Annotated in this window: 18 protein-coding genes; 4 read left to right on the top strand and 14 right to left on the bottom strand. The window is 66.1% G+C overall.

Annotation, left to right across the window (positions count from 1 at the left end; genetic code table 11):
* Positions 1-411: 411 nt before the first annotated feature.
* From argC to WI26_RS01155, 4 genes are all read right to left on the bottom strand, one after another.
* Positions 412-1362: an N-acetyl-gamma-glutamyl-phosphate reductase gene (gene argC / locus WI26_RS01140; protein ID WP_059465143.1), complete on the bottom strand. Its 951-nt coding sequence runs from the start codon at positions 1360-1362 to the stop codon at positions 412-414.
* Between the two features lie 187 nt (positions 1363-1549).
* On the bottom strand, positions 1550-2122 hold the full coding sequence (locus WI26_RS01145) for a flavodoxin family protein (protein ID WP_059465123.1): 573 nt from the start codon (positions 2120-2122) through the stop codon (positions 1550-1552).
* A 212-nt stretch (positions 2123-2334) separates the two neighbouring features.
* Positions 2335-2937 carry a YbhB/YbcL family Raf kinase inhibitor-like protein gene (locus WI26_RS01150; RefSeq protein WP_059508629.1) on the bottom strand — a complete coding sequence of 201 codons (603 nt, stop codon included), beginning with the start codon at positions 2935-2937 and terminating at the stop codon, positions 2335-2337.
* A 241-nt stretch (positions 2938-3178) separates the two neighbouring features.
* Entirely contained in the window at positions 3179-3865 is a 687-nt protein-coding gene (locus tag WI26_RS01155; RefSeq protein ID WP_006752465.1) for an orotate phosphoribosyltransferase, read from the bottom strand.
* 471 nt (positions 3866-4336) lie between these two features.
* On the opposite strand from WI26_RS01155, the gene WI26_RS01160 reads away from it, so the two are divergent.
* The gene (locus tag WI26_RS01160; protein WP_059465125.1) at positions 4337-6607 is read left to right on the top strand and encodes an NADP-dependent malic enzyme; all 2271 of its coding nucleotides are present in this window, start codon (positions 4337-4339) and stop codon (positions 6605-6607) included.
* Positions 6608-6747: 140 nt separating this feature from the next.
* Here the strand turns inward: WI26_RS01160 and WI26_RS01165 are convergent, their stop codons facing one another.
* Positions 6748-10338, bottom strand: coding sequence for an indolepyruvate ferredoxin oxidoreductase family protein (locus WI26_RS01165; protein WP_069225032.1), 3591 nt, complete (start codon positions 10336-10338; stop codon positions 6748-6750).
* Positions 10339-10657: 319 nt separating this feature from the next.
* On the opposite strand from WI26_RS01165, the gene WI26_RS01170 reads away from it, so the two are divergent.
* Positions 10658-10852 carry a hypothetical protein gene (locus tag WI26_RS01170; protein WP_069225033.1) on the top strand — a complete coding sequence of 65 codons (195 nt, stop codon included), beginning with the start codon at positions 10658-10660 and terminating at the stop codon, positions 10850-10852.
* A gap of 147 nt (positions 10853-10999) precedes the next feature.
* Here the strand turns inward: WI26_RS01170 and hppD are convergent, their stop codons facing one another.
* Complete coding sequence (hppD, locus tag WI26_RS01175; protein WP_059465128.1) at positions 11000-12097, bottom strand: 4-hydroxyphenylpyruvate dioxygenase; 1098 nt, start codon at positions 12095-12097, stop codon at positions 11000-11002.
* 213 nt (positions 12098-12310) lie between these two features.
* On the opposite strand from hppD, the gene WI26_RS01180 reads away from it, so the two are divergent.
* Complete coding sequence (locus WI26_RS01180; RefSeq protein ID WP_011655746.1) at positions 12311-12835, top strand: Lrp/AsnC family transcriptional regulator; 525 nt, start codon at positions 12311-12313, stop codon at positions 12833-12835.
* 71 nt (positions 12836-12906) lie between these two features.
* Here WI26_RS01180 and WI26_RS01185 read toward each other — a convergent pair whose 3' ends face one another.
* From WI26_RS01185 to paaA, 8 genes are all read right to left on the bottom strand, one after another.
* Positions 12907-13554: a GNAT family N-acetyltransferase gene (locus WI26_RS01185; RefSeq protein WP_069225034.1), complete on the bottom strand. Its 648-nt coding sequence runs from the start codon at positions 13552-13554 to the stop codon at positions 12907-12909.
* A gap of 234 nt (positions 13555-13788) precedes the next feature.
* Positions 13789-14394 (bottom strand): TetR/AcrR family transcriptional regulator, encoded by a 606-nt coding sequence (locus tag WI26_RS01190; protein WP_069225035.1) that lies wholly within the window; start codon positions 14392-14394, stop codon positions 13789-13791.
* A gap of 23 nt (positions 14395-14417) precedes the next feature.
* Positions 14418-15233 (bottom strand): DUF1835 domain-containing protein, encoded by an 816-nt coding sequence (locus WI26_RS01195; protein ID WP_059915071.1) that lies wholly within the window; start codon positions 15231-15233, stop codon positions 14418-14420.
* A 129-nt stretch (positions 15234-15362) separates the two neighbouring features.
* Positions 15363-16499: a 1,2-phenylacetyl-CoA epoxidase subunit PaaE gene (gene paaE / locus WI26_RS01200; RefSeq protein ID WP_060191029.1), complete on the bottom strand. Its 1137-nt coding sequence runs from the start codon at positions 16497-16499 to the stop codon at positions 15363-15365.
* Positions 16500-16530: 31 nt separating this feature from the next.
* Entirely contained in the window at positions 16531-17094 is a 564-nt protein-coding gene (gene paaD, locus WI26_RS01205; protein WP_059465133.1) for a 1,2-phenylacetyl-CoA epoxidase subunit PaaD, read from the bottom strand.
* Positions 17095-17117: 23 nt separating this feature from the next.
* Complete coding sequence (gene paaC, locus WI26_RS01210; protein ID WP_059539868.1) at positions 17118-17921, bottom strand: 1,2-phenylacetyl-CoA epoxidase subunit PaaC; 804 nt, start codon at positions 17919-17921, stop codon at positions 17118-17120.
* A gap of 10 nt (positions 17922-17931) precedes the next feature.
* A complete protein-coding gene (paaB, locus tag WI26_RS32050) occupies positions 17932-18216 on the bottom strand; it encodes a 1,2-phenylacetyl-CoA epoxidase subunit PaaB (RefSeq protein WP_006752453.1) in 285 nt (94 codons plus the stop codon).
* Positions 18217-18252: 36 nt separating this feature from the next.
* Entirely contained in the window at positions 18253-19251 is a 999-nt protein-coding gene (paaA, locus tag WI26_RS01220; RefSeq protein WP_069225036.1) for a 1,2-phenylacetyl-CoA epoxidase subunit PaaA, read from the bottom strand.
* Between the two features lie 197 nt (positions 19252-19448).
* Here paaA and WI26_RS01225 point away from each other — a divergent pair, with 197 nt between their 5' ends.
* Positions 19449-20714, top strand: coding sequence for an SGNH/GDSL hydrolase family protein (locus WI26_RS01225; protein WP_069225037.1), 1266 nt, complete (start codon positions 19449-19451; stop codon positions 20712-20714).
* Positions 20715-20723: the final 9 nt, after the last annotated feature.

The raw sequence follows: 20723 nt of genomic DNA on the forward strand, positions 1-20723 counted from the left end.
GTTTAATTGTGCGAGCTAATGTCGCTGCCTGGATTTTTGCTGTCAATTGATGAACTCGTCTAAAAAAGACGATTGAAACAACGCGCGCGCGATGAATCCTTGCAGGATACGGATTTCAGTAAGAATTAAAACGCACGGGCAGTGCTAGAGTGCTGCCGAAGTGGGGCGTCTGCCACGCTCGGGCGGCCCTGGAGGCCTTCCTGCGTATAACGGCAGCGTTTAAAGCGGCGATATCAGGTTTATCCCTATTCGGGATTGACTGGAGAAGGTGGGGTGGAATTAATTTGCCGGTAATCGCGCAATGGAAAGCTTGTAAATATTTGTAAATGCGTAAACCGGATTTTATATATTGCCTGATATGGGTAAATAAAAAGCCGGCCAGCGGCCGGCTTGCATCCGATGCGAGAAGGATCAGCGCTTGAGGCCGGTGTCTTCGGCCGCGCCGATGTTGATGTTCATGCACTGGATCGCGGCGCCCGATGCGCCCTTGCCCAGGTTGTCGAGGCGCGCGACCGTGACGAAACGCTCTTCGTTGCCGAATACGAACAGGTCGACGCGGTTCGTGTCGTTGTTCGCCTGCACGTCGAAGAAGCCGCTGTCGAGGTTCGCATCCGCGTTGAACGGTGCGACGCGCACGAACGGTTCGTCCGCGTAGTACTCGGCGAACACGCGCTGCACATCCTGCGGCGTCGCACGCTTGGCGAGCTGTTCGGGCGAGAAGTAGGTCGTCACGGCAAGGCCCTTCAGGAACGGGCCGACGATCGGCGTGAAGATCGGCGCGTGCGCGAGGCCCGTGTGCGCGGCCATTTCCGGCAGGTGCTTGTGCGCCAGTGCGAGCGCGTACGGACGCGGGCTCGCGAGCTTGCCGCCCGGCGCCGCGTTTTCGTATTCGGCGATCATCGACTTGCCGCCGCCGCTGTAGCCGGTGATCGAGTAGCTGTGCGCGGCGAAGGTCGGCGCGACGATGCCGGCATCCACGAGCGGACGCATCGCGAGCACGAACGCCGATGCATGGCAGCCCGGCACGGCGATGCGCTTCGACGTGCGAATCTTGTCGCGCTGCGCGCGGGTCAGTTCCGGCAGGCCGTATGCCCAGTCGGCGCTCGTGCGGAACGCGGTGCTCGCGTCGATCAGCGTCGTGTCCGGATTCTCGACCAGCGATGCCGATTCGCGCGACGCGACGTCCGGCAGGCAGAGGAACGTGACGTCCGATGCGTTGATCAGGCGGCGGCGCTCGTCGACGTCCTTGCGCTTCGCTTCATCGATGCGCAGGATCTCGATGTCGTTGCGCGCCGACAGGTATTCGAAGATCTTGAGGCCGGTCGTACCTTCCTGGCCGTCGACAAAAACTTTGGTGCTCATTTCGTTCTCGCTGAATGACACGGGAGCCGCGGCGCCCTGAAACCGCCATTTTAAAACCTCATCCGGCGGGCCTGCACCGCGCGGGGCGAAAAAAGACGGCCCGCGGGCCGTCTTGTATCACTTTGATACGCGCCGGCACCGCATCGCCGCGTGCCGGGCGGCGAGCGGGCGGGCTCGCTGGCGGCGGTCAGCGGCCGCCGGCCAGCCAGCGGGCGGTCGCCTCGGCGACGCGCAGGCCGAACGCCTTCGCGGTCTCGAGGTCGCCGGGCAGCGGGCCCTCGTCGGGCGTCGCGTCCGCCGGCGACTGCGCGAGCAGGCCCGTGAAGCCGCCGACGTAATTGATGTCGTTGCGCGTGGCCGCCTTCGAGTTGGCCGGCATCATGCCCGTGCCGACCCACACCATCCCATGTTGCATCGCCAGCGTGACGAAATACTGAATTGTCGAGAACTTGTCGCCGTTCATCGTCGCGGAGTTCGTGAAGCCCGCGGCGATCTTGTCCTTCCATTTCTGCGTGAACCACGGTTTCGACGTGGCATCGGCGAACTGCTTGAACTGTGCGGACGGGCCGCCCATGTAGGTCGGCGCGCCGAAGACGATCGCGTCCGCCGCGTCGAGCGCGGCCCAGCCCGCGTCGTCGAGTTCGCCGACGGCGATCAGGCGTGCGGTGGCGCCGGCGTCCTGCGCGCCTGCATGGACGGCCTCGGCCAGTTTCTGCGTGTGACCGTAGCCGCTGTGATAGACGATGACGATGTTCGACATGAAGCGTTCTCCGGAAGAGGACGAAACGGCGGGCGCCGCGGCCTGCCGCGTCACGCGCCGCGGTGGGGCGGCGCGACGGATGCGCGGCGGGATGCCGCGACCGATGCCGCTGAGTCTAGCAAGCCTAAATGACGGGAGAACAGCACGCGCGCGGGCGCGGGTGATCGCGGCTCCGAGACGCGCGCAACGGCAGGCAGGCGGCGCGCGAGCGCTTACTGTCCGTAAGTGACCGTGAGCCGCGCGGTGCCGATCGTCAGCGTGCCGATCTCGTGCTCGAACATCGGAGCGGGGCGCCCTTGCGCGACGCGCAGGTCCGTGCCCTTCAGCGCATAGACGGTGATCACGTAGCGGTGCGGCTTGCCGGGCGGCGGGCATGGGCCGCCGTAGCCGTCGATCCCGAAGTCGTTGCGCGCCTCGCTCGCGCCGATGCGGCGCAGGAAGCCCGACGCGCTCGCGTCGGCCGGCAGGCTCGTGACGCTCGCCGGGATGGTGGCGACGGCCCAGTGCCACCAGCCGTGCCCTGGCGCATCGGGATCGAAGATCGTGATCGCGTAGCCGCGCGTGCCGGGCGGCGGGTTGCGCCAGCTGAGCTGCGGCGAACGGTTGTCGCCCTTGCAGTCGCCGCGGTCGAACACGTTCGCGGCGCCGACGCGCCCGCCGGGCGTCAGGTCGTTGCTCGACACGGTGAACGGGCCTTCCGCCCGCGCGGGCAGGACGGCGAACGCGACACACGCGGCGGCGCAGGGAAGGGCGGCGATGAACGGCGAAGGGCGACCCGGGGACGCAGGCGAAGTGATCCGGCGATCCACACGCATATGGCGCTTCTCCCGTCACGTGGGCCGGTCCGATGCTCCCGGCATTGTTGGCGTTGTGCGTTGCCTGCGCAGCTGATGGCGGCGATGAATCAAGTCTAGCATTAGGGTTCGATGAGCGATGCATGCCGCGGCCCGCGCGTTCGTGCCGGCCCCCGATGCGCACTGGCGGACGAAAAAAAGCCGCTCGCGGTCAGGCGAGCGGCTTTTTCGGCCAGGGTGCCGGCGGCGTGCCGGCTCGGCATTACTCCTTCGGGGCCGTCGCGCCACCGTGCGCGGCCGACCACTCGGCCGGCGCGTGCAGGAACTTCTCGACTTCGTCGAGCGTCTTGGTCTCGAAGTAGCCCGATGCCTTCGCGACGCGCAGCACGTCCCACCAGGTCGCCAGCGCATGCAGGTCGACGTCGATGTCCTTCAGGACCGACACGCTTTCCTTGAAGATGTTGTAGTGGAACAGCACGAAGCAGTGGTTCACCGTCGCGCCCGCGGTGCGCAGCGCGTTGACGAAGTTGATCTTGCTGCGGCTGTCGGTCGTCAGGTCTTCTACCAGCAGCACGCGCGAGCCTTCTTCCAGATGACCCTCGATCTGCGCGTTGCGGCCGAAACCCTTCGGCTTCTTGCGAACGTACTGCATCGGCACCATCATCCGATCCGCGAGCCAGGCCGCGAACGGGATGCCGGCCGTCTCGCCGCCCGCCACCGAGTCGATCTGCTCGAAGCCGACGTCGCGCATGATCGTCGTTTCCGCCATTTCCATCAGTGCGCGGCGCACACGCGGATACGAGATCAGCTTGCGGCAGTCGATGTAGACGGGGCTTGCCCAGCCGGACGTGAAGATGAACGGTTTTTCGGCATTGAAGTGCACCGCCTGCACTTCGAGCAGGATTTTGGCGGTCGTATCCGAGATCGACTGACGATCGTAGCCTGTCATGGGCATTCCTTGGGTGATGAGCGAAGAGCGGGCGCGGGCCCGGTGGCGCAGCAAGGGGAACCTGCCCGTGGGGGCCTGGGTGCGATCGGCGAGCCGATCGCATCGCTGCGCGCGTAGCCGGCTATTTTACCCGATTCAGGCGGGTTTTCGGCGGAAATCCCGCAGGTTTGGCGCGCGGCTCCGCGCGGCTCGCCACCGGCGAAACAAACGGGGCGCGACCATCCCGATGCTGATGCGGAGGATGCGGCGCCGCACCAACGGACGTCATTTAGGGGGTGTACACTAGGCGACCCTTAGAAATCGTTCAGTACTTTGTACTTTCCTCTTGCCACCCGCCAAGGTTCGATGGCGTGCCGACCCGGCGCGCTGCGTGCCGTCTCGCAGTCGACCACCCCTTCGATTCAAGCAGACGCGGCCCAAGGTGCTGTGTACTGAACCGTCAATATTTCGCATGTCTCTCGCAGGTCAATCATGGACGAACAACTGAAGCAGGCCGCTCTCGCTTATCACCTGAACCCGAAACCCGGCAAGATTTCGGTCACCCCGACCAAGCCGCTGTCGAACCAGCTCGATCTGTCGCTCGCGTACTCGCCGGGCGTCGCCGCCGCGTGCGAGGCGATCCACGCCGATCCGCTCGACGCGCAGAAGTACACGTCGCGCGGCAACCTCGTCGGCGTCATCACGAACGGCACGGCCGTGCTGGGCCTCGGCAACATCGGCCCGCTGGCCGCCAAGCCGGTGATGGAAGGCAAGGGCTGCCTGTTCAAGAAGTTCGCGGGCATCGACGTGTTCGACATCGAACTGTCGGAGTCCGACCCCGACAAGCTGGTCGAGGCAATCGCGATGCTCGAGCCGACGCTCGGCGGCATCAACCTCGAGGACATCAAGGCGCCGGAATGCTTCTACATCGAGCAGAAGCTGCGCGAGCGCATGAAGATCCCCGTCTTCCACGACGACCAGCACGGTACCGCGATCATCGCGTCGGCCGCGATCCTGAACGGCCTGAAGGTGGTCGGCAAGAAGTTGTCCGAAGTGAAGCTCGTGTGCTCGGGCGCGGGCGCGGCGGCGATCGCGTGTCTGGACCTGCTGGTGAACCTGGGTCTCACGAAGTCGAACATCCTCGTCGCCGACTCGAAGGGCGTGATCTACGAAGGGCGCGGCAACCTCGATCCGTCGAAGCAGCGCTATGCGGCGACCACCGACGCGCGCTCGCTTGCCGACGCGATCGTCGGCGCGGACGTGTTCCTCGGCTGCTCGAGCGCGGGCGTGCTGAAGCAGGACATGGTCAAGACGATGGGCGAGCGCCCGCTGATCCTGGCGCTCGCGAACCCCGAACCGGAAATCCGCCCGGAAGACGCCAAGGCCGTGCGCCCGGACGCGATCGTCGCGACTGGCCGTTCGGATTACCCGAACCAGGTCAACAACGTGCTGTGCTTCCCGTTCATCTTCCGCGGCGCACTCGACGTCGGCGCGACGACGATCACGGAAGAAATGAAGCTCGCGTGCGTGCGCGCGATCGCCGAGCTGGCCGAGGAAACCGACCAGAGCGAGGAAGTCGCGAAGGCGTATGAAGGCCACTCGCTCGAGTTCGGGCCGGAATACCTGATTCCGAAGCCGTTCGACCCGCGCCTGATCATCAAGATCGCGCCGGCCGTCGCGCAGGCCGCGATGGATTCGGGCGTCGCCACACGCCCGATCCAGGACATGGACGCATATCGCGAGCAACTCGGCGCGACCGTCTACCGCACCGGCATGGTGATGCGCCCGGTGTTCGCGACCGCGAAGAAGAAGCAGGCGCGCATCGTGTTCGCCGAGGGCGAGGACGAGCGCGTGCTGCGCGCCGCGCAGTTCGTGCTGCAGGAAAAGATCGCGAAGCCGATCATCGTCGGCCGTCCGGCGGTCGTCGAGATGCGCCTCGCGAAGATCGGCTCGAAGCTGAAGGCCGGCGTCGATTTCGAGATCGTGAATCCGGAAGACGACACGCGTTACCACCGCTACTGGCAGGCGTACCACGAGATCGGCGCGCGCGACGGCGTGACGCCGGAAGTCGCGAAGGCCGCGCTGCGCAAGTTCAACACGCTGATCGGCGCGATGCTCGTGCATCTGGGCGATGCGGACGGGATGATCTGCGGGATGATCGACACGTACCACACGCACCTGAAGTTCATCGAGCAGGTGCTGGGCCGTGCGAAGGGCGCCGAGCACTTCGCGGCGATGAACCTGCTGATGCTGCCGGGCCGCAACCTGTTCCTGTGCGACACGTACGTGAACGAACTGCCGAGCGCCGAACAGCTCGCCGACATGACGATCCAGGCGGCCGCCGAGATCGAGCGCTTCGGCATCGTGCCGAAGGCCGCGCTGCTGTCCAACTCGAACTTCGGCAGTGCGCCGTCGGCGTCGTCGCGCCGCATGGCCGAAGCCCGCAAGCTGATCAGCGAGCGTGCGCCGAACCTCGAGGTCGATGGCGAAATGCACGGCGATGCCGCGTTGTCGGAAGCGGTCCGCAAGGCCGCATTCCCGGGCACGACGCTGTCGGGCGAGGCGAACCTGCTGATCATGCCGAACGTCGAAGCGGCGAACATCGCGTACAACCTGCTGAAGATGGTCGGCGGCGAAGGCGTGACGGTCGGCCCGCTCCTGCTCGGCGCGGCGAAGCCGGTCCACATCCTGACGCCGGCCGCGACCGTGCGCCGGATCATCAACATGACGGCGGTGGCCGCCGCGAACGCGAACACGAAGTAAGCTCGCGATGCGCGTGTGCCGCGCATCGCGCGCGGCACAATGAAAAACGCCACGGAACCTGCGTTCCGTGGCGTTTTTTTTCATGAACCGCCGACCGCGCGGAGGCGGACGTCCCGACCGCGAACGCCCGCCGCGCGCCGTTACGCGACCTGCTGGTGCGACTGCCCGCCCGTCGGCGAACGCCACTTCGCGAGCAACGTGTTCCACTTCTGGCGAACCGCGCGCAGGTTGTTCTCCTTCACGTGGCCGTAGCCGCGAATGCCGTCCGGCAGCGCCGCGAGTTCGAGCGCGAGCGGGCGGTTGGCCGCGTTCAGGCTGGCCAGCACTTCGCCGATCAGCGCTTCGTACTCGCCGATCAGGGCGCGCTCGGTGCGGCGCTCCTCGGTGCGGCCGAACGGGTCGAGGCCCGTGCCGCGCAGGAACTTCGCCTTCGCGAGCAATCGGAACGCCGACAGCATCCACGGGCCGTACGCCTTCTTCACGAGATGGCCGTGCGCGTCCGTCTTCGCGAACAGCGGCGGCGCGAGGTGGAACTTCAGTTTCCAGTCGCCTTCGAACTGCGACGACAGGCGCGCGAGAAACGCCGGATCGGACTGCAGCCGCGCGACCTCGTATTCGTCCTTGTACGCCATCAGCTTGAACAGGTTGCGCGCGACCGCTTCGGTCAGCGGTTCCTGCGCGGCGTCGCTGTCCGCCAGCGCGCGCTCGGCTGCCCGCACCTTGTCGACGAAGGCCGCGTAGCGCGATGCATACGCGGCGTTCTGGTACGCCGTGAGGAAGTCCACGCGCTTCGCGATCAACGCGTCGACCGCCTTCTTCGTGTGCAGCGAGATCACCGTTGCGCCCTGCGCGGGGCGTGAGTCGCCGGCCGCGGCCTGCTTCACGCTCGCGAGGTCGTGCGCGGCACGGCGGCCCCAGTCGAATGCCGCACGGTTCTTCTCGACCGACACCGCGTTCAGCTCGATCGCGCGTTCGAGCGACGCGAGCGTGAGCGGCAGCCAGCCCTTCTGCCACGCGTAGCCGAGCACGAACGGGTTCGTGTAGATCGCGTCGCCGAGCAGCGCGACCGCGAAGCGGTTCGCGTCGATGAAGTCGACGGCCGCGCCAGCCGCCGCGCGGATGTCGTTTTCCGCGGACAGGCCCGGGAACGCCCAGTTCGGATTCTTGATGAACTCGGCGGTTGGCGTCTGCGCGCTGTTGACGACCACGCGCGTCGTGTCGTGCCGCATCCGCGACGTGCATTCGTCGCCGGCCGTGACGATCGCGTCGCAGCCGATCACGAGGTCGGCTTCGCCCATCGCGATTCGCGTCGCGTGGATGTCGGTCGGCGCGTGCGAGATCTGCACGTGGCTCATCACGGCGCCGCCCTTCTGCGCGAGGCCCGTCACGTCGAGCACGGTCACGCCCTTGTTCTCCAGGTGCGCGGCCATCCCGAGCAGCGCGCCGATGGTGACGACGCCCGTGCCGCCCACACCCGTGACGAGCACGCCGTATGCGCGGTCGATCGCCGGCAGCGTCGGCTCCGGAATCGGCGGCAGCGCGCCGCCGTCCACCGACACGGCCTTCGGCTTCTTCAGCTGGCCGCCTTCGACCGTTACGAAGCTCGGGCAGAAGCCCTTCACGCACGAGAAGTCCTTGTTGCAGCTCGACTGGTTGATCTGGCGCTTCGTGCCGAATTCGGTTTCGAGCGGCTCGACCGACAGGCAGTTCGACTGCACCGAACAGTCGCCGCAGCCTTCGCAAACGGCGTCGTTGATCACGACGCGCTTCGCCGGGTCCGGATACGTGCCGCGCTTGCGTCGACGGCGCTTCTCGGTCGCGCAGGTCTGGTCGTAGATCAGGATCGTCGTGCCTTCGATCTCGCGCAGCTCGCGCTGCACGTCGTCGAGCTGATCGCGGTGATGGATCGTCACGCCCGGCGCGAGCAGCGCCTTCTGGCCGTCGTACTTCTCCGGTTCGTCGGTGACGATCACGATCTTCTTCGCGCCTTCGGACGCGAGCTGGTGCGTGATCTGCGGCACCGTCAGCACGCCGTCGACCGGCTGGCCGCCCGTCATCGCGACCGCGTCGTTGTAGAGGATCTTGTAGGTGATGTTCGCTTTCGACGAGATCGCCGCGCGCACCGCCAGCAGGCCCGAGTGGAAATAGGTGCCGTCGCCGAGGTTCGCGAACACGTGCTTCTCGTCCGTGAACGGCGCCTGGCCGATCCACGGCACGCCTTCGCCGCCCATCTGGCTGAAGGTGCTCGTGTTGCGGTCCATCCAGACCGTCATGTAGTGGCAGCCGATCCCGGCGATCGCGCGCGAGCCTTCCGGCACGTTGGTCGACGTGTTATGCGGGCAGCCCGAGCAGAACCACGGCTTGCGCTCGGTCTGCACGTGCGGCTTCGCGAGCGCCATTTCCTTCGCGTTGATCACCGCCAGCCGCGCGGCGATCCGCGCGCGCACGTCGGACGGCAGCTCGAACTTCTCGAGGCGCGTCGCGATCGCCTTCGCGATGATCGCGGGCGACAGTTCGTAGTGCGCGGGGAGCAGCCAGTTGCCCATCGGCACCGACCATTCGCCGCCGGCGCCGTCCTTCTCGTCGAACTTGCCGAATACGCGCGGGCGCTGCGCATCGGGCCAGTTGTACAGTTCTTCCTTGATCGCGTATTCGAGGATCTGGCGCTTTTCCTCGACGACGAGAATTTCGTCGAGGCCGCGCGCGAACGCCTGCGCACCCTGCGCCTCGAGCGGCCACACACAGCCGACCTTGTACAGGCGGATGCCGATCCGCGCGCAGGTTTCGTCGTCGAGGCCGAGGTCTGTCAGCGCCTGGCGCACGTCGAGGTATGCCTTGCCGCCTGTCATGATCCCGAAGCGCGCATTCGGCGAGTCGATCTCGATCCGGTCGAGCTTGTTCGCGCGCACATAGGCGAGCGCCGCGTACCACTTGTAATCGAGCAGCCGCGCTTCCTGCACGAGCGGCGGGTCCGGCCAGCGGATGTTCAGGCCGCCTTCCGGCAGGATGAAGTCGGTCGGCAGCACGATCTCGGTGCGATGCGGGTCGATGTCGACCGATGCGGACGATTCGACCACGTCCGTCACGCACTTGAGGGCCACCCACAGGCCCGAGTAGCGGCTCATCGCCCAGCCGTGCAGGCCGAAGTCGAGATATTCCTGCACGTTCGACGGGAACAGCACCGGCAGCCCGCAGGCCTTGAAGATGTGTTCGGACTGGTGCGCGAGCGTCGACGATTTCGCCGCGTGGTCGTCGCCGGCAAGCACGAGCACGCCGCCGTGCTTCGACGAGCCGGCCGAGTTCGCGTGCTTGAAGACGTCGCCGGTGCGGTCGACGCCCGGTCCCTTGCCGTACCACATGCCGAACACGCCGTCGTGCTTCGCGCCGGGATACAGGTTCACCTGCTGCGAGCCCCACACGGCGGTGGCGGCGAGATCTTCGTTGAGACCGGGCTGGAAGACGATCTGGTGGGCGGCGAGGTGCTGCTTGGCCTTCCACAGCGACAGGTCGAGGCCGCCGAGCGGCGAGCCGCGATAACCCGAAATGAAGCCGGCCGTGTTGAGGCCGGCGGCGCGGTCGCGTTCCTGCTGGAGCATCGGCAGCCGCACGAGCGCCTGGATGCCGCTCATGTACGCGCGGCCGCGTTCGAGCGTGTATTTGTCGTCAAGCGTGACGGACTTCAGCGCGGCTTCGAGCGACGCGCGTTGGCCTGCGTCTAGCGGGGCATTCATTAACTGTCTCCTCCACCCAGTTTGGGATCACCAAAACTTCGATTGCGTCGACGTCTTGTGGACGTGTCGGCAGTGGCCGGCATATTGGCCGGTTTTGAGTGATGGTAGCACTGGGATAAACCCGCCGCCCATCGGTCGACAGGCAACGACGCGACGACGAAATCTCGCGGGTCAATGCGTTACATCATGTAAAAGCATGTAAAGCCCGCTCCATCTCCGTGCAAATGCCGTTAATCTTGTCGGCCTGCCGGAGGTGCCCGGCCGCGTCGGCTCGTTTCGACGCAACCGGGGAGGCGCCGGCAGTTTTAAAGGAGGTGCAATGAACACACGTCATATCCAGAGTTTCCTGATCGTGTCCGCAGCGTTTTTCGCGATGACCGGCCCGGCGCATGCGCAAGGCGCGAGCGCACTGGCGGCAGCCGGCGCGCAGATGCGCCAGATCGCGCCGGCGCAGGGCGCGGACGCGCAGCCGGCGGCCGCACGCGCCGTCGTGTCGAAGGCGAACGTGCGTTGATCCGTTCGCGCGGCCGGCGGGTCGCGCCGGAACGATGCAAAACAACAAAAGGGCGGGAATCGCAAGATTCCCGCCCTTTTTTCATGTGCCGCCGGCGCCGCTCGGCCCGGGCGCCGTCTGCCGGCCGCCGCGCGGCCGTCGTCTGCGTCAGGCCTTGTCCTGGACCACGCCGCGGCGGATCTGATCGAGTTCGATCGATTCGAACAGCGCCTTGAAGTTGCCTTCGCCGAAGCCCTGGTTGCCCTTGCGCTGGATGATCTCGAAGAAGATCGGGCCGATCTGGTTTTCGGTGAAGATCTGCAGCAGCAGGTCGTCGCGGGCGCCGTCGATCAGGATCTTGCGCTTCTTCAGTTCGTCCAGCGATTCGCCGTGGTTCGGCACGCGGCGGTCGACCAGCTCGTAATACGTGTCGATCGTGTCGAGCAGCTTCACGCCCTTGCCGCGCAGGCCGTCGACCGCGCCGTAGATGTCGTTCGTGCCGAGCGCGATGTGCTGGATGCCTTCGCCGTGGTACGCGTCGAGGTATTCCTGGATCTGGCCGGCCGTGTCCGAGCCTTCCTCGTTGATCGGAATCCGGATCTTGCCGCACGGCGAGGTCATCGCCTTCGACTTCACGCCCGTCACCTTGCCTTCGATGTCGAAGTAGCGCACTTCGCGGAAGTTGAACAGGCGCTCGTAGAATTCGGCCCATTCCTGCATGCGGCCGCGATGCACGTTGTGCGTCAGGTGGTCGATGTAGGTGAGGCCGTGGCCGACCGGGTTCGGGTTCGCGCCTGCGATCGGTTCGAAGTCGACGTCATAGATGCTGATGTCGCCGATCGCGCCCGGCTGCGCGCCGTTCTTGCCGCGCCACCGGTCGACGAAGTAGATCAGCGAATCGCCGATGCCCTTGATCGCCGGGATGTTCAGCTCCATCGGGCCCGTCTTGTTGTCGAAGCCCCACGCACCGAGTTCGAGCGCGTGCTTGTACGCCTTCGCGGCGTCCTGCACGCGGAACGCGATCGCGCAGATCGACGGGCCGTGCAGGCGCGCGAAGCGTTGCGCGAACGAATCGGGCTCGGCGTTGATGATGAAGTTGATGTCGCCCTGGCGGTAGACCGTCACGTCCTTGTGGCGATGGCGCGCGATCGCGGTGAAACCCATCCGTTCGAACAGTTGTCCGAGCGCTTTCGGGTCCGGCGCGGTGTATTCGATGAATTCGAAGCCGTCGGTGCCGACGGGGTTGTCCCAGTTGGGGATCTGCATGTCGTGTCTCCTGTGCGGGGCGATCGGCCGGCGCGACGTGCGCGTGCGCGGCCCGGTTCGATGTCGAATGCGGCGCACGCGTCGGCGTGCGCCGCGAATCGGTACGTGCGACAGAGTGTAGCGGGCGGGCGCGAGCGTAAACTTGCGAACTTAATCGTCCGTGCCTACGATGGCGCAATTTCCAGTCTCTGAGCAATCATTGGAGGGCAGAAAATGGCGCAAGCCGAATTGGATGCCATCGACCGGCGGATTCTCGCGATTCTTCAGGAGAACGGCCGCCTGTCGAACCAGGAGATCGCCGAGCGCGTAAACCTGTCGCCAAGCCCGTGCCTGCGGCGGATCCGCCGGCTCGAGGAGATCGGCGTGATCACCGGCTACGTCGCGCTGCTCGATCCACAGAAGCTCGGCCTCGACTTGCTCGCATACGTGAGCGTGCGGCTCGAGAAGCGCGGCGGCCTGGCGCCGGTTCGTGCCGACGAGACGTCGGCGCGCGCGGGCGCGACCCACGCGGAACTGTTCCGCGCGGCCGTGCAGACCTGGCCGGAAGTGGTCGCGTGCCATGCGATGACGGGGGACATGGATTACCTGCTGCGCGTGCAGGTCGAGGATATGGCGCACTTTTCCCGCTTCGTGCAGGAGCATTTGCTGCACCATCCGTCGGTGATCGACGTGAAGACGAGCTTCTCGCTCGAGTGCTTCAAGGAGACGACGGCGTTGCCGATTCGGTCGGTGCGCTGACGCGTGATGCGGGGAGGCAGGAGAAGGGAAGGCGGGCCGGGCGCCCCGCGAGGCAGCCCGGTTGGCCGATGTTACGCCGTCAGCGCGGCGGGCATCAGCGATGCGAGGAACTTCGACGTGCGGTGCGCTTGGCGCTTCAGCGCATAGTCGAATACCGCGGCCTGCTCTTGCAGCATCTCGGCGAGAATCGTCGAGTGGTCGGCCGGCGGCAGCGACAGGTACGCATCGGCTTCGCCGTAGGCATATTCGATCCGCATCCCGGACTTCTTCGCGATGTGCATCATCGTCGCGTTGCGCGACAGGCAATGCATGTACAGCATCGTCACGCGGGTGTTGCGGCTGCGGATCGCCGCGCGCTCGAACAGTTTCGAGCCGACGCCGCGGCCGCGCGCGCTTTCGAGCACCGACACGCCGAATTCGGCCGTCCGCTTGTCGCCTTCGGCGGGCAGATACGCCAGATGGCCGACGCCGATCAGCTCGAGCGCATGGTCGAACACGCCGAACACTGTGTCGCGACCGAAGTCGATCGTACGGACATAGTTCTCGATCACGTGATCGGGCACCATCTGGCCGAAGCGCAGCAGGCGATCCTCTTCGTTGAGCGAGAGAAAGTGGGTGAGCATTTGCTCACGATCTTTGGAAGCCAGTTCCCTGACGAGAACCGGCGCAGTACCGGCGTGGCCGACAGCCTCGGCACGGCGGTTGAGTTGCGTGTTCATCGTGGGTTCCTCAGTGTGTAGCTGCACAAGCGACTTGTGCAATGCAACGCATTTTACCTGAGCGGGGTTGGGGAAAACCCGTATTTGACGTTATTTGTGCTGAGGGTGAATTCTAAATCCGCTTAGTTAATTCTCCATCTATTTGATTTTTAACGGATTTAAAATTCATCATATGAAATGCGCGACGGCCTGCCGCAGTGTACCCGTCGCGCAACGCATGCTGCTGCGCGGCAATCACACGCCCGACGACAGTCCGTGTTCCATCAGGTCGATCACCTGTTCGGCGAAGTCGCGGTAGCCGAGGCGGCCACCCGGCTTGAGCCACGTGAACGTCCAGTTGATCATCCCGAACACCATCATCGTGACCGATGTCTGGTTTTCCTTCGAGATCCGGTCCGGATAGGCGCGCGCAAGCTGACGCGCGAATGCCGCGACGATGTCGCGCTGGCGGTCGAGCACGATTTCGCGCTGTGCGTCCTCGAGATACTTCACGTCGTTGAGCAGCGCGACATGGCGGCTGTGCGACGTCTCGTACTCGGCGAGGAACGCGCGCACCAGTTCGGCGAACGCGTCGCGCTCGCTGAGGCCGCGTCGCTGGCTCGCGCCTTCGACCTCGGCGATGATCAGCATCAACCGCTTCGTATAGCGGTCGAGCAGGTCGAACAGGATCGCTTCCTTGCTCTCGTAATAGTGATAGAGACGTGCCTTCGACGTGCCGCTCGCGGTCGCGAGATCGGACATCGACGTGCTCGGATAGCTCGTCTGCGCGAATTTTTCGGCGGCGAGATCGAGGATCTGCTCGCGCTGGGATTCGTGGTCGGGCGCTCGGGTACGGGCCATGGTCGAATGCGAAAGTTGTAGCGTTAGCGAGGCGCGGCTGCCGCGCGCATCTGCGTTGAAGAAAGGGCGGCCGGTGCGTCGTCCTGCAGCTCGAGCCGGCCGGCAGCCGCGAGTTCGCGGCAACGCCACCAGGCGATCGAGTCGCTGACGAACAGCCCGCCGCGATCGGCGCCGGCCATGATGCCGCCGACGACGCGTCGCGCGGGCTGCCACCCGGGTTCCGCGTGCGCGACGATCAGCGCGTCGAGATCCGCGTAGTGGCCGCTCTTGATCGTGTTGCTGACCCAGTAGCGCAACTCGGCGTTCAGGTGCTTCGCCTCCTGCCATTCGAGCGCGAGGCGACCGATGCGCAGTACCGAGATCGGCGCGGCGACCGGCCGTTTGCGGGCGAGCGCCGCGGGAGAGAACATCCCGGTCGAGCAGGCCTGGTCAGTGCGGGTCAGCGCCGCGCGTTGCGGGGCGTCGAGGTCCGCGGCCGACAACCGCACTTCGTTCAGCCGCTGCGGCACGTTGCGCAGGTGATAGGCGACGCGGCGCAGCAGCAGCTTGTCGCCGACGCTCGGTGCGTGCCAGACAACCACCTGGTCCGTATCCATCACGAGCTGGTCGAGGCGGCCGAATTCGCCTTCGATCTCCGCGTTCCAGTCGGGAATCTGGTCGCCGAGCACGCGCTGCCAGAAGGCGGCGCGCGTGTCGGGCGTCTCATCGACGCCCTTCAGCGGCCCGACCGCGAGATCGTCGAGCAATCCGACGACGCGCTCGTCGCGTCCGGCTTGCGCGAGGGCCTCGCGCAGCGACGCGGCGGCGGTGCCGCCCTGAATCACGTGAATGGTACTCATCGGCCTGTCATCAACAAAAGAAAACCGCCGGACTGGCGGACGTTGCGACGTCCAGCCGGCCGGCGGCCCCTAGTGTAAGCGAGATGTGTGACGACGAGAAACCAGCGCGCCGCGCCGGTGCGGCGCCGCTCAACGCTCGTCGAAGCTCACGACGACCTTGTCGCTGACCGGGTGGCACTGACACGTGAGCACGAAGCCGTCCTGCACTTCCCGTTCTTCGAGCGTGTAGTTCTTCTCCATCCGGACTTCGCCTTCGATCACCTTCGCGCGGCACGTGCAGCACACGCCACCCTTGCACGCATACGGCAGCGCGAGGCCCGCGCGCAGGCCGACGTCGAGCAGGCTCACACCTTCGTACGGCAGGCGCAGCTTGCGCTTCTTGCCGTCGAGCACGATTTCGAGGTCGGCGGCCGGTGTCTGTTCGGTGATTTCGACGACCGGTGCGCCCGCCTGCGGCAGCGGCGTCCCGAACCGCTCGACATGCACCTTTGCCTGCGGCACGCCGGCTGCCTTCAGCGCGGCTTCCGCTGCGTCCATCATCGGCGCGGGGCCGCAGATGAACGCTTCGTCGATCGCATCGGCCGGCGTCAGCGTGGCCAGGAATTCGGCGCATTTCGCCTGGTCGAGCACGCCGTTGAACAGTTCGACGTCCTGCTGGTCGTCCGACAGCACGTGATAAAGGACGAAGCGGTTCATGTAGCGGTTCTTCAGGTCCTCGAGCTCCTCGGCGAACATGATCGCGTCGACGCTGCGGTTGCCGTAGATCAGCGTGAACGTGCTGCGCGGCTCCAGCTCGAGCGTCGTCTTCACGATCGCGAGCACCGGCGTGATGCCCGATCCACCCGAGAACGCGACGTACTGTTTGCCGTGATCGGCGTTCAGGTGCGTGAAGAAGCGCCCGTCCGGCGTCATCACGTCGATCGTGTGGCCCGGCTTCAGCGTGTCGAACGCGAAGTTCGAGAAACGGCCGCCGCGCACGCGCTTGATGCCGATGCGCAGTTCGCCGTCGCGGTCGTAGTCGGTCGTGCCGACGCAGATCGAGTACGAGCGACGCGTTTCCTCGCCGTCGATGTGGGTCTTCAGCGTGACGAACTGGCCCTGCGTGAAGCGGTACGCGTCGCGCAGCTCCGGCGGCACGTCGAAGGAGACGGTGACGGCGTCGGCGGTCTCGGGCCGCACGTCGCGGATACGCAGCGGATGAAATTGCGGGGTTGACGACCCCCGCCGGGCCGCCCCAAGGGGGGCGTCCGCCCCCTCGGGGGGCAGCGAATGAAGAGAGCGTGGGGGCTGTTTCATTTCAGTAAGGTTTGAAGTAGTCGAAGGGTTCGCGGCAGTCGACGCAGCGATACAGCGCCTTGCAGGCCGTGGACGCGAATTGCGCGAGCCGCTCGGTATTGGCCGAGCCGCAGCGCGGGCAAACGGGCGCGGCGACGGGGCGCGGCACGAATCGCACGACGTTTTCCGTGGGCGCTGCGCTGCCGCACTGGCCGACAGGCGGTGCGATGCCGTATGCGCGCAGCTTGTCGCGCGCTTCCTGCGTGATCCAGTCGGTCGTCCAGGCCGGCGCGAGCACCGTCTCGATCCGGTGCGGCGGCAGACCGGCGGCCTGCATTGCCGCGGCGATGTCCTCGGCGATCTGCGACATCGCCGGGCAACCGGAGTAGGTCGGCGTGATCACGACTTCGAGCTGGCCGTCGTCCGCGCGACGGACGTCGCGCAGGATGCCGAGCTCGCGGATCGACACGACCGGGATTTCGGGATCGGGCACGGCTTCCAGCACGTCCCACGCGCGCGCGAGCACGGGATCGTCGCGGCGTGCGGCGGGTGTGGCATTGGTCGAGGCGTCGATCTGAACGGACATCGTGAGCTCCGTGGTGTGGCCAGTTACCAACTCGCGCCAGGATGCTGACGCGCGAGGCTCTGCATTTCCGCGAGCAGGTAACCCATATGCTCGGAGTGCTCGCCCTGCTTGCCGGTCGTCACGTGCTGCACGGGTGCCGGCAACGCGAGCGTTGCTTCGGCGAGCGCATCGTCCACGTCTGCGCGCCATGCGGCTTCGAGCGAAGCCGGCGCGGGACCGATGCCCGCCGACGCGACGGCATCGTCGATCGCGTCGGCCGCGAAGAATTCACGCGTGTACGGGATCAGGTAGTCGAGCGCGGCCTGCGCGCGGCGATGCGATTCGTCGGTGCCGTCGCCGAGGCGCACGAGCCATTCGCGCGCATGCTGCACGTGATAGCGGGTTTCCTTCACCGATTTCGCGGCGATCGCGGCGAGTTGCGCGTCCGTCGACGTTTCGAGCGCGGTCCACACGTGCAGCATCAGCGTCGCGTAGAGGAAATTGCGCACGATCGTCACCGCGTAGTCCTTGTCGGCGTGCGCGGTGCCGGCGATCGGGCCGTAGTGCGGCAGCTCGGCGAGCGTGAAGTTCGCGAACTCGCGCTCGGTGCGGAAGTATGCGTAGTCGTCTTCCGTCTTCGCCGCACCGTTCAGTTGGCGGTCGAGGTCGGCTGCATGCGTATACAGCATGCGGGCCTGGCCGATGAGGTCGAGGCTCATGTTGGTGAGCGCGATGTCTTCCTCGAGGATCGGGCCGTGGCCGCACCATTCGGCGTTGCGCTGACCGAGGATCAGCGCGTTGTCCGCGAGGCGCAGCACGTAGGAGAGGTGTTCGGGCGTGATCGTCATGGCGCGGGCGTTACATGTGGTTGACTTCGTCGGGCAGCGTGTAGAACGTCGGGTGACGGTAAATCTTGTCACCCGCCGGTTCGAACAGCTCGGCCTTCTCGGCCGGATCCGACGCGGTGATCGCCGACGACGGCACCACCCAGATGCTCACGCCTTCCTGGCGGCGCGTGTAGACGTCGCGCGCCATGCGCAGCGCCATCGACGCGTCGGCCGCGTGCAGGCTGCCGCAATGCTTGTGGTCGAGGCCCTGCTTGCTGCGCACGAACACTTCCCAGATCGGCCATTCCTTGTTCATCACTCTCTCCTGAATCCTGTATTCGATGGTTGCCGCTCAGGCGGCGTGCTGTTCGGCGCGGGCGCGGCGCTTGGCTTCGTGCGCGAGCGCGGCTTCGCGCACCCAGGCGCCGTCGACGTGCGCCTTCACGCGGGTCGCGAGGCGTTCCTTGTTGCACGGGCCGTCGCCGTTGACGACGCGCCAGAATTCGTTCCAGTCGATCGCGCCGTAGTCGTAGTGGCCGCGTGCTTCGTTCCACTTGAGGTGCGGGTCGGGCAGCGTCACGCCGAGCACCTTCGCCTGATCGACCGTCGCGTCGACGAATTTCTGCCGCAGGTCGTCGTTCGAGATCCGCTTGATGCCCCATTTCGCGGACTGATTGCTGTGGACCGAATCAGCATCGCTCGGGCCGAACATCATCAGCACCGGCCACCACCAGCGGTTCACCGCCTGCTGGACCATCGCGCGCTGCGCGTCGGTGCCCTTCATCATCGACAGCAGGGCATCGAAGCCCTGGCGCTGGTGGAACGACTCTTCCTTGCACACGCGGATCATCGCGCGTGCGTACGGGCCGTACGTGCAGCGGCACAGCGGGATCTGGTTCATGATCGCGGCGCCGTCGACGAGCCAGCCGATCACGCCGACGTCGGCCCAGGTCGGCGTCGGATAGTTGAAGATGCTCGAGTATTTCGCCTTGCCTGCGTGCAGCGCGTCGATCAGCGCATCGCGCGATACGCCGAGCGTTTCGACCGCGCTATATAGATAGAGGCCGTGACCGGCTTCGTCCTGGACTTTCGCGAGCAGGATCGCCTTGCGCTTCAGGCTCGGCGCGCGCGAGATCCAGTTGCCTTCCGGCAGCATGCCGACGACTTCCGAGTGAGCGTGCTGCGAAATCTGGCGGACCAGCGTCTTGCGATAGGCGTCGGGCATCCAGTCCTGCGGTTCGATCTTGCCGTCCGCGGCCATGACCGCGTCGAACCGCGCCTGCTCGGGCGAATCGGCTGTGGCGTCGAGCGGTGCGACGTTGCCCGGGATGTCGAGGGATTGCGTGTACATGGCGGAGGATCTCGTCCGTTGAATGTGTGCGAAGTATAAACCAACCGACCGGTCGGTTAATAAATTTCTTGCGGATTTGCGTCGGGATTCGGGTAAACGTGGGGTGTGGGGTGCGACCGCCGGTCGGGAAGGCGTCGGGCGCGTGAGACGGGCGGCTTCTGCGGCACAATGCCCGCTTTCCGATGAGGATTTCGCCGATGTCATTTCGAAGCAGTTTCGTCGCGACCGTTCTGGGTGCGTCCGTTTTCCTGTCGCCGCTCGCGGCCTCGGCCGCACCGGCCGGGTGGGTCGCCGCGTGGGCGACCGCATTGCAGCCGATTCCCGACCTGGCTGCGCCGCCGCCGCTCTACCGTGCGCCCGACGTGGCCGGGCGAACCGTTCGGCAGATCGTCTACCCGACGGTTTCAGGGCATGCTGCGCGGATTCGTGTCAGCAACGCCTACGGTCGCGCGCCGCTGGTGATCGAGGCTGCCAGTCTCGCGCGCGCGGGTGACGGTGCGGCGCTTGCCGACGCGACGGGCGCTGCCGTGCGCTTTGGCGGCAAGACGTCGGTGACGCTCGCTCCGGGCCAGGAGCTCGAAAGCGACGCGGCGGCGATCGAGGTGACGGCCGGGCAGCCGTATGCAATCAGTCTGCGGATGGGGGCGAACCAGCGGATGACCGTGTGGCACCGTGTGTCGAACCAGCTCAATTACGTATCGGCGCCCGGTGATCACGTGAACGATCCGGGCGCGGGCGCATTCCGCACGCGATTTACCCAGTATGCGTGGGTGACTGAACTGGCCGTCGAGGCGGGCGCTGCGCGGGCAAGTGTCGCCGCGATCGGGGACTCGATCACCGACGGGCTGCGCTCGAGCCTGAACCGCAACCGTCGTTGGCCGGATGCGCTGGCGCGCCGGCTGACCGCGACAGGTTCGGATTCACTCGGCGTCGTGAATCTCGGGATCAGCGGCAATCGGCTGCTGAGCGATTCGGCATGCTACGGCACGTCGCTGGCGTCGCGGTTCGAGCGCGATGCGCTCTCGCGTGCTGGGGTGAAGGCGGCAATCGTGCTGATCGGCATCAACGACATCAACTTTGCGACGATGCCGCCGCGTGCGGGGCTGGATTGCGACAGCCCGCATACACAGGTCACGGCCGCTTCGTTGATCGACGGCTATCGCCGGTTGATCGAGGCAGCACACCGCCAAGGCGTGAAGGTCTTTGGCGCGACGCTGACGCCCGCGGCGTTGCCGGCCGGGCGCGAGGCGGTCCGGCTCGAGGTGAACCGGTGGATTCGGAGCGGCGGCGGGTTCGACGGTGTGGTGGACTTCGACTCGGTGCTGCGCGACCCGGCTCGCCCGAGTGTGCTGCAGCGCCGGTATGACAGTGGCGACGGCATTCATCCGAGTGACGCGGGTTACACGGCCATGGCCGATGCCGTGCCGATGGAGCGGCTGCGGGCCGCGGTCGGCGGTAAGTGACATCGCTCT

It is taken from the genome of Burkholderia diffusa, from assembly GCF_001718315.1.
Classification (GTDB): Bacteria; Pseudomonadota; Gammaproteobacteria; order Burkholderiales; family Burkholderiaceae; genus Burkholderia; species Burkholderia diffusa_B.